Origin of the sequence: Pseudovibrio axinellae (assembly GCF_900110875.1) — a bacterium.
In the GTDB taxonomy this organism is placed as follows: Bacteria; Pseudomonadota; Alphaproteobacteria; order Rhizobiales; family Stappiaceae; genus Pseudovibrio; species Pseudovibrio axinellae.
In genome coordinates, this window is record NZ_FOFM01000003.1 from 289723 (window position 1) to 306406 (window position 16684).

Annotated in this window: 14 protein-coding genes; 11 read left to right on the top strand and 3 right to left on the bottom strand. The window is 47.9% G+C overall.

Annotation, left to right across the window (positions count from 1 at the left end; genetic code table 11):
- The first annotated feature begins 6 nt into the window (after positions 1-6).
- The gene (locus BMZ51_RS09895) at positions 7-537 is read left to right on the top strand and encodes a DUF934 domain-containing protein (protein WP_068010087.1); all 531 of its coding nucleotides are present in this window, start codon (positions 7-9) and stop codon (positions 535-537) included.
- A 164-nt stretch (positions 538-701) separates the two neighbouring features.
- On the opposite strand, the gene BMZ51_RS09900 is transcribed toward BMZ51_RS09895, so the two are convergent.
- Positions 702-1784, bottom strand: a complete 1083-nt coding sequence (locus BMZ51_RS09900) for a TsoY family (seleno)protein (RefSeq protein ID WP_203416250.1) — start codon at positions 1782-1784, stop codon at positions 702-704.
- Between the two features lie 281 nt (positions 1785-2065).
- On the opposite strand from BMZ51_RS09900, the gene BMZ51_RS09905 reads away from it, so the two are divergent.
- Genes BMZ51_RS09905 through BMZ51_RS09915 form a run of 3 tightly spaced genes read left to right on the top strand, consistent with a single transcriptional unit; the run spans position 2066 to position 6283 of the window.
- Positions 2066-3976, top strand: a complete 1911-nt coding sequence (locus tag BMZ51_RS09905) for an ABC transporter ATP-binding protein (RefSeq protein ID WP_074882008.1) — start codon at positions 2066-2068, stop codon at positions 3974-3976.
- Between the two features lie 45 nt (positions 3977-4021).
- A complete protein-coding gene (locus tag BMZ51_RS09910; protein ID WP_068010086.1) occupies positions 4022-5500 on the top strand; it encodes an aldehyde dehydrogenase family protein in 1479 nt (492 codons plus the stop codon).
- Positions 5501-5530: 30 nt separating this feature from the next.
- Positions 5531-6283 carry an SDR family oxidoreductase gene (locus tag BMZ51_RS09915; RefSeq protein WP_068010084.1) on the top strand — a complete coding sequence of 251 codons (753 nt, stop codon included), beginning with the start codon at positions 5531-5533 and terminating at the stop codon, positions 6281-6283.
- Positions 6284-6301: 18 nt separating this feature from the next.
- Here the strand turns inward: BMZ51_RS09915 and BMZ51_RS09920 are convergent, their stop codons facing one another.
- Entirely contained in the window at positions 6302-7588 is a 1287-nt protein-coding gene (locus BMZ51_RS09920; protein WP_068010082.1) for a diguanylate cyclase, read from the bottom strand.
- A gap of 450 nt (positions 7589-8038) precedes the next feature.
- Positions 8039-9439 carry a glutamine synthetase family protein gene (locus tag BMZ51_RS09925; protein WP_068010080.1) on the bottom strand — a complete coding sequence of 467 codons (1401 nt, stop codon included), beginning with the start codon at positions 9437-9439 and terminating at the stop codon, positions 8039-8041.
- A gap of 552 nt (positions 9440-9991) precedes the next feature.
- On the opposite strand from BMZ51_RS09925, the gene BMZ51_RS09930 reads away from it, so the two are divergent.
- The 7 genes from BMZ51_RS09930 to BMZ51_RS09960 all read left to right on the top strand — a co-directional run bounded on the left by BMZ51_RS09930 (position 9992) and on the right by BMZ51_RS09960 (position 16618).
- On the top strand, positions 9992-11083 hold the full coding sequence (locus BMZ51_RS09930) for a polyamine ABC transporter substrate-binding protein (RefSeq protein ID WP_068010079.1): 1092 nt from the start codon (positions 9992-9994) through the stop codon (positions 11081-11083).
- Between the two features lie 96 nt (positions 11084-11179).
- Positions 11180-12328, top strand: coding sequence for an ABC transporter ATP-binding protein (locus BMZ51_RS09935; RefSeq protein WP_068010102.1), 1149 nt, complete (start codon positions 11180-11182; stop codon positions 12326-12328).
- Between the two features lie 10 nt (positions 12329-12338).
- The gene (locus tag BMZ51_RS09940) at positions 12339-13340 is read left to right on the top strand and encodes an ABC transporter permease (RefSeq protein ID WP_068010078.1); all 1002 of its coding nucleotides are present in this window, start codon (positions 12339-12341) and stop codon (positions 13338-13340) included.
- Positions 13340-14161: an ABC transporter permease gene (locus BMZ51_RS09945; protein ID WP_068010101.1), complete on the top strand. Its 822-nt coding sequence runs from the start codon at positions 13340-13342 to the stop codon at positions 14159-14161. The genes BMZ51_RS09940 and BMZ51_RS09945 overlap by 1 nt, the downstream gene beginning before the upstream one ends.
- A 310-nt stretch (positions 14162-14471) precedes the next feature.
- Positions 14472-15167 (top strand): CoA transferase subunit A, encoded by a 696-nt coding sequence (locus BMZ51_RS09950; protein ID WP_068010076.1) that lies wholly within the window; start codon positions 14472-14474, stop codon positions 15165-15167.
- A 15-nt stretch (positions 15168-15182) separates the two neighbouring features.
- Positions 15183-15812 carry a CoA transferase subunit B gene (locus tag BMZ51_RS09955; RefSeq protein ID WP_068010075.1) on the top strand — a complete coding sequence of 210 codons (630 nt, stop codon included), beginning with the start codon at positions 15183-15185 and terminating at the stop codon, positions 15810-15812.
- A gap of 179 nt (positions 15813-15991) precedes the next feature.
- A complete protein-coding gene (locus tag BMZ51_RS09960) occupies positions 15992-16618 on the top strand; it encodes a LysE family translocator (protein ID WP_068010100.1) in 627 nt (208 codons plus the stop codon).
- The last annotated feature ends 66 nt before the right edge of the window (positions 16619-16684 follow it).

The window sequence follows — 16684 nt, forward strand, 5'->3', positions numbered from 1 at the left end:
GCTCAAATGACAACAGAACTTAATAAGACCGCAGAGGTTTTTAAAGACGGCAAGATCGAAACTGACGTCTGGCGCTACATCACCGATGATGAAGAACTTCCTGCAAACGGAAAGCTCATTTTCTCTCTGGAGCGTTTTCTGCAAAAAGAGCAGGAGCTGAAGAAAACCAATACTGTTTTGGGTGTTGTTTTGAGAGCAGGGGAGAAAGCCGAGGCCCTGAAGGATCACCTCGATACTCTTGAGTTAGTCGCAGTCGATTTTCCTAGTTTTGCAGATGGTCGCAGTTTTTCTGCTGCGCGGATACTACGCGATACCTTGGGGTATGCCGGAGAAATTCGGGCAGTTGGTCCATTCATTTTGGATCAGATTGGCTTTATGGCTCGCTGCGGGATCAACAGCTATGCACTTGATAACCCTAGATTAAAGGCAGATTTAGTAGCAGGAAACCTCAATGAGGTAACAGCCTATACTCAACCCGTTTTTGCACGAAAAGAAGCACCTGCTGGGACAAGACCATGGGCACGTCGCCCAGTTTAAGAGTTGAAAAGGCGGACTAATGATCCGCCTTTTTCTTGCTACTGAGCAGGTTGCATACGTTCGTTGCCAGGAACAGAAAGAAGTTTGCGGTTCAACTTAAAGAACAGCCAAACTGTTGCAATTTGAACCGCAATGAATGGCAGATACAACACGAAGTAACTGATCTACATTGAGCCAACTACACCGAGCTGTACGAGTCCTGCATTGATCACGAAATTTGCGAATACGACGAGAGCAACGCCAGGGCAAACAAGAGCGTAAGAGCCGGGAGATTTGTCTGGACCAGCAATCCAGCGGTCATAATACCCAACACGCTTCATAACGGACCAGCCAATCAGGGCAAACAGGATTTGGATTGCAAAAAGGCTGATCAAGAAAACGCAGATTCCACCCGCAGTTACAGGTGTATCTAAGTTATGGGCAAGGCTCATTTTGATGCGGAAGATTGCTATACCAACAACGGTTAGAAATGGAATGATGATCCAAAGTGTTGGCGTTGTTTCACCAGCTGCTTTGTGTTCCATCATGGAGCGAAAGCCCAGGATTAGTTTAACGGTTTCCAAAACGATTGCAGAACCAATAAACAAAGCGCTGGCAGCGGTTCCAATTGCCGCAATCACCTTGGTGTGGCTCATTGCAGCTGGGGCAGAAAACCCAACGCCGATCATCGCAAAAGCAAATACCGAGACCATCTGACCAAGGCTGTTGTTCTTCGCGCAGTCATAACCTCCCTGTGTCACCACACGTGAGAAGAAATCCAAGTATATCCGAAACCCCAATACTCCAGCTGAAGCAAATGCGAGTAAGGTTAGAGGTAAGAGTAGTTCACAGACCTTGCAAAGGCCCGGCACAAGAACAGCGCCAGCGATAATTGCGACGTTAATACTCATCGCAAGCGCGAGAGGGATTGTCATTAACTGGCTTTCTGCATTGGAGTTCTTCAAATCTATGAAAGATTGAGTGTTTTTCCATCTGGCGAATTCAATGAAGTTCCAGAACAATAGGCGGAAACGCAGAACGGAGAATATAATGATGCCGACCACAGCGCCGACGATCAGGGCCTTCATAGCTAACGCACCAGTGTTGAAAGTTTCTGTGACTAGGGCGAAGTTGGCTACCGGAGACCCTTTATGAGGGGGCATCCACATAAGGTACATGAAAAAGCTGATTGTCAGCCCACCTGAACCGACTGCAGATAAAAAGTACAGAGGAGAATACCGCTCACCTAAATTGGAAAGATAACGCATGGGTTATTCCCTAAATGATGGTGTATATTCGTATATTATGAAAATCTAATATTAAAAGAGCAAACTTGTCCGGTCAGTTTAATTTGGATAGGTCATTGGAAACTATGAGTAATGTATTTCTGTAGAAAAGCGCTATGCCCCCTGCGACGATCTGTGCATAGGCCTGTGATGTATTTTTCGTTTGTCATGAGAGAACAGTAGATGAACATAATTCCGTTTAAACAGAACTAGGTATCGCCTAGCATGGAAAGCTCTCCCGCGATTCTCTGGAGCTGCCCCGAATGTCATCTATCTACCGCTGGATTATGAACCTAGTCGACCCTTTTGGCCCCAGAAGGATTGATTGGGAAGGTAAAACTCACTTTCAGCATCTTTTAGGCCTGCTGTTTCTCTACCCAAAGCAAACGGCTTACCTTTCCGTAGCTGTGTTTATAGAAAGTACTCTTACCGTCCTTCTCCTGTCCTTTGTGGGGTATCTGGTAGATGTATTGGAGGCGAGTGGAACTGAGAGCTTTTGGCAACAAAATCAGTGGTTTATTATTGGCGCTGGCCTTTGCTTTGTCGTGCTGCGACCCTTGTTTGGTTACCTGTATGCTGTTTTGTTGTCGGTTAACCTTCACACCAATATTCAAGCAGCAACGAGAATGGCTTTCTTTCGCAGGCTTATTGGGCAGGACATGACGTTTTTCCAAAAAGAGTTTGCTGGAAACCTCGCGAGCAAGACATGGATGGGCGGGCGTGAAGTTGCTGATGTTTATTCCATAATTGCAGTTGTCGTCTTTCCCAATATCATTTTTTCCGGAACGATCGTCTTTGCGCTGGGTTGGTTACACCCGCTTCTCGGCGGTCTGATGTTGCTGTGGCTGCTGCTGTTTGGACTTGTGGCGAGGCATCATATTCCGCAGATCAAATCTACTGCAAAATCAGGCGCAGATAGTGCCCATATGGTGAGCGGGACCGTCGTCGATATCTACTCCAATATTCAAACAGTGAAGTTATTTCAGGGAGATAAGAGCGCGCTGAATTACTTCCAAAAGCAATTGGAGGAGTTTCGCGAAGCTATCTTCCACTTCAAGTGTGCGATAACTAACTCCAGATTATCGGTAGCTATACTTGGCGCAATCGCAATGGGAGTAATGGGGACTTCCAGTTTGTTTCTATGGCAATGGGGAACAATATCAACCGGTGACATTGCAATCATTCTTGGGTTTGTTATCCGCTTGGAAGGCAAGCTTTTTGAGGTACTTTCACAAGTGACTGGTTTGTTCCGTGGCTACGGTACATTCAAGTCCGCTATGGGTATCATGACACGACCTCAAGGGCTGACAGATACTCCTAATGCTAAGGTGTTTGCCTGTAATGGTGGGTTTATCCAGTTTAACAAAGTTACCTTTGCCTATGGTCAGCAACAAAATATTGTGAAGGATTTGGATTTCACAATTCAATCCGGCGAAAAGGTTGGAATTGTTGGTTATTCAGGGGCCGGTAAATCGACAGTCGTGAACCTTCTTTTGCGCATGTATGATGTTGAAGATGGAAATATTACCATTGATAGTCAAGATGTTAGGTCGGTCACACAAGAGTCCCTGAGAGCACAGATCGGACTTGTCACGCAGGATACATCCCTGTTTCACCGCTCAATCTTTGACAATATTTCTCTTGGTCGGGAGAACGCGACACTGGAAGAGGTACGCGAAGCTGCCAAGCGCGCTCATGCACTGGAGTTTATTGAGGGACTTGAAGACAACAAAGGTCGCAAGGGCTTTGAGGCGTTTGTCGGAGAACGTGGCGTAAAGTTGTCTGGTGGTCAACGGCAACGTATTGCATTGGCTCGTGTCTTCTTAAAGAATCCTCCTATTCTTGTTTTGGATGAAGCAACCTCTGCCCTTGATACCAAGTTAGATGCAGACATTCAGGATATCCTGAATGATGTGATGAAGGACAAAACGACACTTGCCATCGCACACCGATTGACAACGGTTGCCAGAATGGACCGGTTGATTGTGATGGACAAAGGCCAGATCGTAGAATCTGGCACGCACGCCGAGCTGTTAGCACAAGGGGGCCTTTACGCTGAGCTCTGGGAAAATCAGTTTTATGGTGTCAAAGAGGCTGTGAATGTGTCGCCACCATCTGAGACTGACGAGATGCCAGAACAAAAGAGAATTGCGCAGTCTTCTCACATGAACTAGCGTTTGAGTGGAGAGCAATATGCTTATCATTCATGGGAGGACAGAATGACAGGGTATGGCGCAGCACTCAGATCTCAGGACTTGAAGAAATACAAGGCCTTGATAGCTGGTGAGCAATGTGACGCCTCGTCTGGCGAAACGATCGAGATGATCTGTCCCAGTACCGGTATGCCATTTGCAACGATTCCCCGATGTAGCGCTGCGGACGTTGGTAGAGCTGTCAGCAGTGCAGAGGCTGCATTGCATTCGCAAAGCTGGGTAGGCCTCTCTGCAGGTGAGCGTGGAAAATGCCTCTACCGTCTCTCAGAATTGCTGTTCGAGCATCGAGATGATCTGGCGCATCTGGAAGCGCGTGATACAGGCAAGCCCTTAAGCCAAGGCTATGGCGATATTGATGCCGCCATTGCGTACTTTCGGTTTTACGCAGGTGCTGCTGATAAAATCACCGGTGAGACACTGCCCATCGACGTTGATTATCTTGCAATGACGGTTCGCGAACCGCATGGTGTAGTCGCTTCTATTGTGCCGTGGAACTATCCAATGCAGATCTTTGCCCGTGTTGCAGGAGCAGCGCTCGCAATGGGTAACTCGTTGGTGGTAAAGCCTTCTGAAGATGCGTGCCTGTCCATTATTGAGACAGCCAATCTGGCATTAAAGGCTGGTTTTCCGGCAGGCATAATCAATGTTTTGACTGGTCTTGGTGAGGAGGCTGGGGCTGCCCTCTCGTATAACCCACAAATAGGTTTCATAACATTCACGGGCTCTCCGGATGTCGGCACTATGATCCAGTCGGCTGCCGCTCGCAATCATATCGGATGTACCTTGGAACTGGGAGGGAAGTCGCCCCAAATTGTTTTTGAGGACGCTGATTTAAACAAGGCACTGCCAGTTATTCAAGATTGCCTTCTAAAAAATGGTGGCCAGACATGCTCTGCCGGATCCCGCGTGCTTGTGCATGAAAGCCGGTGGGAAGAGGCAGTCGATATCCTAAGGTCGAGTTTCAGAAGTGTCGTTTCTGGACAATACCAAGACGATAGAGACCTTGGTCCTTTGATCAACGCCAGCCAGCTGCGCCGCGTCAACGCTTTTTGTGAACAGGCTGAAGCGGATGAGATTCCATTGATCGGCGAAGGTACAATCGCGCCCGATGCTGCGCGTGAGGGATACTACACCACGGCAAAAGTCTATGGTCCGGTGCCGATCAATCACCCTCTTGCCCAGGACGAAGTCTTTGGCCCTGTATTGGCGGTTATCCCATTTCGAACCGAAGAAGAAGCGGTCAGCATTGCAAATGCTACGCCATATGGGCTCGTGGCTGGGGTCTGGACCAAAGATATTGCAAGAGCAACACGAGTGGCTAAGGCAATCCGCTCCGGACAAGTCTTCATCAACACCTATGGCGCAGGTGGAGGGGTAGAATTGCCGTTTGGAGGCGTCAAAAAATCCGGTCATGGCAAGGAAAAGGGCTTTGAAGCGCTTAAGGAGTTTTCTGTTTTGAAAACGATTGTGATCAGTCATGCTTAAGTCTGGTCATTACACGCGGGGAGGAAAAGCGTGTCAGGAAGATTGGAAGGAAAAACCGCAATAATCACAGGCGGGGCTGCTGGCTTCGGTGAAGGGATTGCACGCACGTATGCGCAGGAAGGCGCATCGGTCATTATTGCAGACATGAACGGTATTGCAGGCAAAGAACTCGCAGCTAAGCTCGGAGATAGGGTTTTCTCTGTTGAAACGGACGTAACTGTGCGCTCAGATGTTAAGGCAATGGTCGCTTTCGCAATTGAGGAGACTGGGCAGTTAGATATCATCGTCAATAACGCTGGGTACACACATCGCAACTGTCCGTTGACACAGGTTGATGAAAATAACTTCGATCGTATCTTAGAAGTGAACGCCAAAGCGATATATTTGACGACACTTGAAGTGCTACCTGAGATGGAAAAGCAAGGCGGCGGCGTCATAATCAATACAGCATCAACGGCTGGAATTCGTCCCCGTCCAGGCTTGACATGGTACAACGCCTCAAAAGGCTGGGTGATCACGGCTACCAAGTCAATGGCAGTTGAGCTAGCACCTAAGAATATTCGCGTTAACGCATTGTGCCCTGTTGCTGGCGAAACCGATATGTTGGAGCTGTTTATGGGTGCTGATACAACAGAAAACCGGCAGCAATTTCTCAATAGTATCCCGCTGGGGCGGTTCTCAAAGCCAGAAGATATAGCCAATGCAGCGCTTTGGCTTGCCTCAGATGAATCCCAATTTATCACTGGGGTCGCTTTGGAGGTAGATGGCGGAAGGACAATCTAAGATCACTGTGGGTCCAGTTTATTGGACCAGATCATGAACAAGGTCGGAGGAAACGACAATGCGATTCCGACCTGATTTCTTTGCACGGTAGAGGCAACGGTCCGCTACACGAAGAGCATCTGCAAGAGTGTTCTCAGTTCCCTCAGAAAGTCCTACACTAATCGTTGGAGCGAAAGTGTGCTGGTTGTTACCAGGGTCTGCAATAGGCATTGAACTTCGTAACTCAGACAAAAATTGCTTGGCAGTCGGCTCATCAATGTCTGGTAGGGCAACACAGAACTCGTCTCCACCTATGCGCACAGCAATGCTATTTGGCGGGAGGAGATCCAAAATTCGATGGGCGACGGAAATAATTAGATTATCTCCGGCTTCATGACCGAACCTGTCGTTGATCTGCTTAAAGCGATCAATGTCGATCATGGCATAGCGCATCTCCTTGCCTGCTTTTATCTGGTACTGGTGAAGCTGATCAACGTGATTGTAAAGGTGCCGTCTGTTGAACAACCCGGTCATCGGGTCACGGTGAGCCATTTCGGTCAGTTCAGTGATGCGGTCTAGTTGATTAAGGTTCTGAGATACTCGCAGCATCAACTCTTCTGGAGTGCAAGCCTTATTGAGAAAGTCATTTGCACCGGACTTTAAAAATTTTGCAGTTAACGCAGGGTCTTCAGTTGCGGAAATTCCGATAATCGCAAGCGTATTAAAGCTCCGCGTTCGCCGGATGCTCATCATAATATCAAAGCCGGTGGCACCAGGTAATAAATGGTCAATGATGAGGAGCTTAATATCCGGGTTTTGATGGAGTATTTCCAGCGCTTGCTCACCGGTAGTCGCTGTGACCACCTGCAAACAATATAGCCGCAAACGTTTCTTAAGCAGCGCCAGAGTATGGCATGAATCGTCAACAATCAGGACCTTAGTGTTCAGGTTCCTGTCTACGCGTCGGACCAGCTCACTTAAATACGCAAGGCTTGCCGGAGAGTCTTTGAGAACGTAATCGACAATACCCTTTTTCAAAATTGAGCGACGTGTTGCTTGGTCAAAACGGCCAGAGAAAACAATTGTAGGAAGCTCTGCGTCAACGGTCAGGTCGACAACCTCACCATCAGGTGCATCAGGGAGTGTCAGATCAACGAGAGCAAGAAACGGTTTGAATGTACCGTCATTCAATGTTTCCTTGGCCTGAGCATAAGTCTTCACTGTGGTCACATGATAGTTCCCGGCACGCTCAAGCTCGCTCTCAGTGATACGAGCAAAGAAATTGGCGTCCTCAACGAGAAGTATACTCTTTTTTTGATCTGGCATGTGATGTCCTAAAAACCAGCAAATACGATTCAAAATGCTTTTCTAATCTATGAGCCGCTACCAATAGCCTCATCTATGGCTTCTGATAAACAATATTTGAAATTTATTTAAAAGTTTACACAAAGTTGTGCTAAAATTAAATTAAATTATAAATTGTATATACAGTCAGTATATGGAATTAGATGCGCAACAAACACAAAAATATGTAGGTAAAATTCCTTAATATGTAACATTTATGTGAAGTTTTAACTGAAATAACTTAAATATATGTATTAATAATTATTTAGATTTAGTCGTGGTGACAGGTCATGTGGAGACCTATCCAAAGTAATGATAGGTAATATGATATTAAAAATATTATTTAGTTTTAGGTGTTCAGTGAAGTTTATTTGCGTGTGTGGTAAGGCTCTCTTAGCTTACGCCTAAAAGCCTCACCATGCCTTGCCAAGGTCAAACATTCATAAGCAGATATTCGCGCTCCCAGGCACTTATGACCGACATAAACGTTTCGTATTCCTGAAGCTTAATTGCGCGGTAGGTTGCGACGAATTGTTCTCCGAAAATATCAAGTAGATCCTCGCTACCCTCAAACTCATCCACGGCATGCAGAAGCGTCCGCGGTAATTTGCTCATAACTTCGCTGTTGTCAGTTGCTCTGGGTTTGTCAGGCTCAATGCCGTTCTTGATCCCGAGATAACCGGCAGCAAGGCTCGCGGCGATGACGAGGTAGGGGTTTGCATCAGATCCGGGAACGCGGTTCTCCAGCCGTCGTGCTTCGGGGGAGGAACTAGGGACGCGTAGACCAACTGTGCGATTATCATACCCCCAGAAGAGGTTGGTTGGAGAGCCGCTATCACGAGCAAACCGGCGGTAAGAATTCACGTAGGGAGCCATGACCGGCATAAGCGCTGGCAGATAATGCTGGTGCCCGCCTATGAAATGATAAAAGGCTGGAGTGGCCTCATTTTCTGTATCGTTAAAGAGGCTTCGACCTGTTGCACTGTCGATGATTGACTGGTGGATGTGCATGGATGAACCAGGTTGCGACGACATCGCTTTCGCCATAAAGGTCGCATATATGTTATGCCTAAGAGCAGCTTCACGGATCGTGCGTTTGAACATAAAGGCCTGATCTGCAAGCTCGAGTGGGTGACCGTGTCGCAGGTTGATTTCCATCTGCGCGGCACCTTCCTCATGAATGAGCGTGTCAATCTCTAACCCTTGTGCCTCCGACAAATCATAGATGTCATCGATCAAGTCATCAAACTCATTGAGAGCTGAGATTGAGTAGGATTGCCTCCCAACTTCCGGACGACCTGAGCGGCCAACAGGAGGCTCCAAAGGATAATCAGGATTTGTGTTTGGTTTTACAAGGTAGAACTCGACCTCTGGGGCAATAACAGGGTCCCAACCTTCCGCTTCGTAGAGCTTAAGGACCCGTTTGAGAACATTGCGAGGTGCAATGGGAACGGGATTTCCATCCTTGGTGAACGCATCGTGAATGAGCTGGGCCGTCGGGTCTGTTTCCCAGGGCACAATTGTAAGGGTGGAGTAATCAGGTTTGAAGTAGAGATCGCCGTCTGTTGGGGTGTATGTATAGCGATCATCGTCTTTAGGATAATCGCCGGAAATGGTTTGCGCAAAGATTGAGGACGGCATCCTCAAGGTATCGCTGCTGAAGAACTTATTTGTCGGCATCATTTTGCCACGCGGTACACCGGCAACATCAGGCACAACACATTCAATATCTTCAATGTTTCGAACTTTTAGCCAGGCGCGCGCTTCTTCAAGACCGCTCACGCCGCGCGTATAGAGCGCTGCCTCATCATCCAGATTGTTTTTAGAACTCATAGGACTTCCAATAGGTCTGTATTGCAAACAGCATTTGAGAGCAGCTCGCAAGAAAAAGAGTATTTTGCATCATCTGCGCGTCAAATATATCCAGTTACTTCACTGGATGAGTAATTAGCCTATCAGAGATGAACTGATCTCCAAAACACCCTTGTTTGAAGAATATAGTATTTAGCGGTAGTTCGCCGCCCGGAATGAAGTCATATCCTAGGATTTACCTAGGTTTCTTAATGGGTTCGTGCCAGTGCTTCACCTGTCATGAGTATATAACAAACTCCTTGTTGCAAGCATCATCCATAAGCCCTATAAATTTCTACTGACTTAAGATACCTGCACAAACAGCCTACTATAAAACCCGAGGTCTCAGTAATGAGGAGGGGGCAAACTACCGAAGTTCTTAAATATGCCTGAGGCATTACTTTAAAACATTGAGTTGGAATGTAGGCCGAAATTAATCCGTCACCAGAAGGATGTATTCTGTCGGGTATGTACACAGGCCAGACGCCAAAAACATGCGCTGATCCACTGCCTATGAGATCGGAGTAGATAAGAATGAAAAAGATAATTCTGTTGTCAGGGGCAGCGGCTTTTGCTCTTTCACTGTCTACCGCTCTCGCCGAGCAACGCTCGGTGAACGTTTACAATTGGTCTGACTATGTTGATGCGCAGGTGCTTGAAGACTTCGAGAATGAAACAGGCATTGAAGTCAACTATGACACGTTTGATTCCAATGAGCTCTTGGAGACGAAGCTGCTCACAGGAAACACCGGGTATGACGTGGTCGTCCCCAGTGCAACTTTCCTTCAGCGACAGATCCAGGCGGGTGTCTATCAAAGGCTCGACAAAAGCAAACTCCCAAACCTTAAACACATGGACCCGCTTTTGCAGGAGCGCACTGAACTGTTTGATCCGGGCAATGAGTTCTCCGTAAATTACATGTGGGGCACCTCAGGCTACGGCGTGAATGAAGACAAAGTGCTGGCACTCAACCCAAATGCTCCAATTGGCAGCTGGGACCTTTTGTTTAACGTTGATGAGCTCTCGAAAATTGCTAAGTGTGGCGTATACGTTATGGATGAGCCGGATGAGATGTTCCCGGCCGCAATGCACTATCTGGGCCTCGACCCTGACTCCAACAGACCGCAGGATATTCAAAAAGCCAGTGAGCTGCTTGAATCCATTCGACCATACATCCGAAAATTCCATAATTCAGAATTTGTCACTGGTTTGGCGAACGGAGATATCTGTTTGGCCTTCGGCTGGTCTGGGGATGTATTGCAGGCAGCAGAGCGTGCAGATGAAGCCGATAAAGGAGTTCAGGTGACTTACACTCTGCCAAAGGAAGGGGCTCAGATGTGGTTTGATCAGCTCGCGATCCCGGCAGATGCAGAAAATGTTGAAGAGGCACATGAGTTCATCAACTATCTGATGAGGCCCGAAGTGATCGCGAAAATGTCGGATTATGTTTATTACGCGAACGGGAATAAAGACGCGACGGGGCTCATTGATGAAACAGTCGCCACAAATCCCAATATCTATCCGACAGAGGAAGTGAAGCAGCGCCTTTACACCATTGGAGCGAAGCCCTTAAAGGCGCAGCGTCTTATGAACCGCGCTTTCACGCAGGTTAAGACAGGTCACTAAAAGGCGATAGGCATGAAGAGATGCGGCCACCAAAATCCGGTGCCGCCGCATTTTAATTAGTGGGTCTAATCGGCCCCAGGAAGGATTGGAGTTTTGGTGAAGAGACCGCTTTGTCCTGTACGTCGTGCATTTTCACCTTGGGATGACCCGGGCGAGCAGCCTCTTATTGAATTTCGGAATATCTCTAAACGTTTCGGCAGTTTTATTGCTGTCGACAACCTTTCCCTCAAAATTTTCAAAAGAGAGTTTCACGCCCTGCTGGGCGCTTCAGGGTGTGGCAAAACCACTTTGATGCGGATGCTTGCCGGATTTGAGGAACCATCAGAAGGTCGTATTTTCTTGGAAGGTCAAGATCTTACTGGAACTCCCGCCCACAAGCGTCCCTTTAATATGATGTTTCAATCTTATGCATTATTCCCTCACATGAGCGCTGCAAGAAACATCGCGTTCGGCTTGGAAATGGAGCGCTTACCTGCCCTTGAAATCAAAAAACGCGTTTGGGAGATGCTCAGTCTAGTCCGGTTGGAAGGCTTTGCTAAGCGCAAGCCGCACCAGTTGTCTGGTGGACAACGTCAGCGTGTTGCTTTGGCCCGTTCCCTTGTGAAGCGGCCGAAAGTCCTCCTTCTCGACGAGCCGCTTGCTGCATTGGACAAGAAACTGCGAGAAAACACTCAGCTTGAGTTGATGAACTTGCAAGAGCAAATGCGCATGACCTTTCTGATCGTGACGCATGACCAAGAAGAGGCAATGACGGTAGCAGACCGTATTTCCGTTATGGATAAAGGTAAGATCTTACAAAATGCGACGCCGGGTGAAATTTACGAGCAGCCTGCGTCCCGCTTTGTGGCGGAATTCATCGGTGACATAAATGTTCTGGATGGACAGATCACCACAAAACAGCAACGCAACGTTCGCATTTTCTCTTCAGTTTTGGGCGCGCATTTGGATGTGCGCTATTCAACTCCAGCCAAAGTGGGGGATTCCGCAGCTCTTGCCGTTCGGCCCGAAAAAATGCGCCTTTCCTTGGAGAAGCCAGAAGAACCTGAGACCAATGCTATTCCAGGTGAAGTTTGGGATATCGCCTACATGGGGGATGTTTCTATCTATCACATCAAAGTTGCGGAGACCCAAACACTTCGAGCAATTGTTGCCAACACATCAAGATTGGTTGAAAGACCAATCACATGGGATGATCAGGTCTGGCTGTCGTGGGACAGTGATGCAGGCGTGATCTTAACGCGATGAGAGGCTCAAGATGAATGATCCAAACCTCTCTCCCACAAGCCTCACAAGGTCAGAAACGGTACCGGCGCTGCGTCATGAACCGGAAGCGCCAGAAAATGCTCCTACTAACCCAAGGGGAACATGGGGACGCTTTGCTCTCATTTGCCTGCCGTATTTCTGGTTGTCGGTGTTTTTTTTAATTCCGTTTGTCATTGTCGCAAGGATCTCTTTATCAGAAGCTGCTGTTGCAATTCCTCCCTACTTGCCAGTGATAGAGTGGGAGCAGGGTCTGATAGGACTTTGGGAGGCTGCTCAGCGTTGGTCGTTCGAGAATTATATTTGGCTTATTGAGGATGATCTTTACTGGAAAGCTTACATCTCAAGCCTGCAAATAGCGTTTATTTCTACATTTTTGACACTGCTGATTGGCTTCCCAATTGCTTACGGGATGGCCCGCGCCCCAAGAGTCTGGCAACCAACATTGATTATGATGGTTATCTTGCCGTTCTGGACCAGTTTTTTAATCCGAGTATATGCTTGGATTGGTATTTTAAAGATAGACGGACTTCTCAATCAGGCGCTGGCGTTCATCGGGATGATTGATGAGCCATTGGTCATACTCAACACCAGTATCGCCGTTTATATTGGCATCATCTATTCCTATCTGCCCTTCATGATATTGCCGCTCTATTCCTCATTGGAAAAGCTCGACACAACACTCATAGAAGCCGCGCAGGACCTAGGCTGTCCACCATTAAGAACTTTCTGGCGTGTTACTATACCGCTTGCACTGCCGGGGATGGTTGCAGGGTGTTTTCTTGTTTTTATTCCAGCTGTCGGTGAATTCATCATTCCTGATCTTTTAGGTGGTTCTTCAACTCTCATGATTGGGAAAACCCTCTGGGTCGAATTCTTCTCGAACCGAGACTGGCCGGTCTCCTCCGCCGTCGCGACTGTGCTTCTGGTTTTACTGATAGTCCCGATTTTGATGTTCCAGAGGCATGAAACCCGTCGCAACGAAGGGGACACATGATGCCGTCGAAGCCGAGTTGGTTCAACCTGACATCTCTGGTTTTAGGGTTTGGTTTTCTCTACTTGCCCATCGTCATCATGATTGTATTTTCCTTCAATGAATCGAAGCTTGTTACGGTTTGGACGGGCTTTTCACTCAAATGGTATGCGGCTTTGCTGAGCAATGAGCAGCTTTTAGAAGCGGCTTGGGTTACGCTGCGCGTCGGGTTGATTTCAGCAACGCTCGCAACTGTTTTGGGAACTTTGGCTGCTCTGGTGTTGGTGCGGCAAGGGCGTTTTGTTGGGCGAACGCTCTTTTCAGGCATGATTTACGCTCCCCTTGTTCTACCAGAGGTCATACTCGGCTTGTCATTGCTGCTGTTTTTTGTAGCCGTTGAACAAAGTCGTGGTTTCTGGACAATCACCATTGCTCATACAACAGTTTCAATGTGTTACGTTGCCATTGTCGTACAGTCGCGTTTGTCTGGATATGATCGCTCCTTAGAAGAAGCCGCAATGGATTTGGGGTGCCCCCCTGTCAGAATATTCTTTCGCATCACGCTGCCACAGATCTTTCCCGGTATCCTTGCCGGGTGGATGTTGGCATTTACATTGTCGCTTGATGACTTGGTGATCGCGAGCTTCAATTCAGGCCCGGGCTCAACGACACTTCCTATGAAGATTTATTCTCAGGTTCGTTTAGGCGTTACCCCGGAAATCAACGCGATCTGTACGATGCTGGTTGTTTTCGTAACAATCGGTGTCATCCTCGCTTCTCTCCTAATAAAAAGGCAGAGGTTGAAACGGATGCAAGAAGAGCGACTCGCAGCAGCTCATCTGTAAACGCTCTATCGACTGCCCCGTGTTTTTAGGGGGTGCATTTGAGATGTTGTAGGCTGGAAATGCTCTTTCCTCGCCTCTCCCCCGCATGGCCTAACTAAATAGTCGCCTCCGCATAATGAATACTTGGCGAGGACAAAAAACACGTCTATCAACAGTGCGAACGCTTTGCCTATCTTCTCCAAAAGGGAAAGGCTGGATGCTGGTCCGGGTGTAGGGTTAGGTCCTATTGCCAGCATGAAAAGGCGGTATTGCTTGCGTTTTGGGGAACGAGGAGCGTGAGTTTTACCAACTCATGTATTGGGAGTTTAAGATGAATAAAGTTTATCCAAGTGCGGCCGCAGCTCTGGAAGGACTTACCTTTGACGGTATGACGGTCATGGCAGGTGGGTTTGGTCTGTGTGGCATTCCTGAAAATCTGATCATTGCGTTGCGAGATTCCGGCGCAAAAGACCTCACTGCCATCTCAAACAACGCTGGTGTTGATGATTTTGGCTTGGGCCTGTTGCTTCAGACGCGCCAGATCAAAAAGATGGTTTCCTCTTATGTGGGCGAGAACGCTACGTTTGAGCGCCAGTATCTGGACGGTGATCTGGAGTTGGAGTTTAACCCTCAAGGCACACTTGCTGAGCGTATCCGTGCAGGTGGGGCAGGCATCCCTGGGTTTTACACCAAGACTGGTGTTGGCACTTTGATTGCCGAAGGCAAAGAGCACAAAGTCTTTGCTGGCGAAACCTACATCATGGAAACAGGTCTCAAATCAGACCTATCGATCGTCAAAGCGTGGAAAGCCGACAAGGAAGGCAACTTGATCTTCCGCAAGACTGCTCGCAATTTCAACCCGATGATGGCAACTGCTGGTAAGATGACTGTGGTCGAAGTTGAAGAGCTGGTGGAGATTGGTCAATTGGATGCCGACCATATTCATACGCCAGGAATTTTTGTCGATCGCATCGTGCAGGGTACTTTTGAAAAGCGCATTGAACAGCGCACCGTCCGTGAAGCTTAAGGGAGGGCATTTATCATGGCTTGGAATCGTGACGAAATGGCCGCCCACGCGGCAAAAGAACTAAAAGATGGTTTCTATGTGAACCTTGGTATCGGTATCCCGACACTGGTTGCAAACTATATCCCTGAAGGTATGGATGTCGCATTGCAGTCAGAGAACGGAATGCTGGGAATGGGCCCATTCCCCACCGAAGCCGAAGTGGATGCCGACCTGATCAATGCAGGCAAGCAGACAATCACCGAACTGGATCGCACCAGCTACTTTTCCTCAGCTGACAGCTTTGCAATGATCCGGGGTGGTCATATTGATCTGTCAATTCTGGGTGCTATGGAAGTGTCTGAAGATGGCGATCTTGCGAACTGGATGATCCCGGGCAAAATGGTCAAGGGTATGGGTGGTGCCATGGATCTGGTGGCAGGCGTTAAACGCGTTGTCGTCATCATGGATCACACCAATAAACGCGGCGATAAAAAGCTGCTGCACAAATGTGCTCTGCCTCTGACAGGCGTAAAGTGCGTGGACCGCATCATAACCAATCTTGGCGTGTTTGATGTCGTTGAGGGTGGACTGAAAGTGGTCGAACTGGCTGACGGCGTCTCCATGGACGAAATCCGAGAGAAAACAGAAGCAAACTTGGTTGAATAAACCCAATTCGTTTGTTGACCTACAAGAGAGGGCAATTTGCCCTCTCTTTTTTTATAGGTCTTTTAGACCTAAACTTGATTCAAGAAGCTTTGAGTCCCTGTATAGGTACGTGGCAATATTTGTGTTGTAAAGAAGTTGAGGTATTGGTCGCCTCAAATTGTCAATGAATGGAATTCTACGTGATCCCGTTAGACGTGCTTGCTGGTTTTTTCGCAATAACTGTTTTGCTTGCTTTAGCTCCTGGTCCTGACAATATCTTTGTCCTTACACAGTCTGCTATGTGTGGTCGTATGGCTGGGTTTGTTGTTACGCTTGGCCTGTGCTCAGGGCTGGTCTTCCATACAGCTGCTGTCGCACTTGGCGTGGCGGCAATCTTTCAAGCATCAGAAACGGCGTTTACATTGGTGAAAGTGTTGGGAGTGGGCTACTTGCTTTATCTCGCGTGTGGAGCTTTCACGGCAAAACCAAAGCGTCTGCAGCAGAATAAAGTTGATCACTCGACATTGATGCCGCTGTATCGCCGTGGTGTGATTATGAACATCACAAATCCAAAGGTCGCTATTTTCTTTTTATCGTTTTTTCCGCACTTTGTGGACCCGGCTTATGGCCCGGTGTTACCGCAGTTCTTGCAGTTGGGTGTGGTGTTCATTTTTTCTACAATCATGGTCTTCAGTGCCGTTGCAATTGCAGCAGGCGCGATTGGCGAACGGCTTAGCAAATCTGAGGGTGCCCAAAAAGCGATGAACCGCATTGCCTCTGTTATCTTTATTGGCATGGCGCTGAAACTTGCAGCTGCGACAAGATAACGATGACTACCTCAAGATCAGGTTGATCCGATAACAAAGCTGCGGTGGGGTAAACGGATTTCCGCT

What these genes read in the sequence shown, in the direction of transcription:
- BMZ51_RS09895 (WP_068010087.1), top strand. Translation starts at nt 7, where the DNA reads ATGACAACAGAACTTAATAAGACCGCAGAGGTTTTTAAAGACGGCAAG.
- BMZ51_RS09900 (WP_203416250.1), bottom strand. Translation starts at nt 1,784, where the DNA reads ATGCGTTATCTTTCCAATTTAGGTGAGCGGTATTCTCCTCTGTACTTT.
- BMZ51_RS09905 (WP_074882008.1), top strand. Translation starts at nt 2,066, where the DNA reads ATGTCATCTATCTACCGCTGGATTATGAACCTAGTCGACCCTTTTGGC.
- BMZ51_RS09910 (WP_068010086.1), top strand. Translation starts at nt 4,022, where the DNA reads ATGACAGGGTATGGCGCAGCACTCAGATCTCAGGACTTGAAGAAATAC.
- BMZ51_RS09920 (WP_068010082.1), bottom strand. Translation starts at nt 7,588, where the DNA reads ATGCCAGATCAAAAAAAGAGTATACTTCTCGTTGAGGACGCCAATTTC.
- BMZ51_RS09925 (WP_068010080.1), bottom strand. Translation starts at nt 9,439, where the DNA reads ATGAGTTCTAAAAACAATCTGGATGATGAGGCAGCGCTCTATACGCGC.
- BMZ51_RS09930 (WP_068010079.1), top strand. Translation starts at nt 9,992, where the DNA reads ATGAAAAAGATAATTCTGTTGTCAGGGGCAGCGGCTTTTGCTCTTTCA.
- BMZ51_RS09940 (WP_068010078.1), top strand. Translation starts at nt 12,339, where the DNA reads ATGAATGATCCAAACCTCTCTCCCACAAGCCTCACAAGGTCAGAAACG.
- BMZ51_RS09945 (WP_068010101.1), top strand. Translation starts at nt 13,340, where the DNA reads ATGCCGTCGAAGCCGAGTTGGTTCAACCTGACATCTCTGGTTTTAGGG.
- BMZ51_RS09950 (WP_068010076.1), top strand. Translation starts at nt 14,472, where the DNA reads ATGAATAAAGTTTATCCAAGTGCGGCCGCAGCTCTGGAAGGACTTACC.
- BMZ51_RS09955 (WP_068010075.1), top strand. Translation starts at nt 15,183, where the DNA reads ATGGCTTGGAATCGTGACGAAATGGCCGCCCACGCGGCAAAAGAACTA.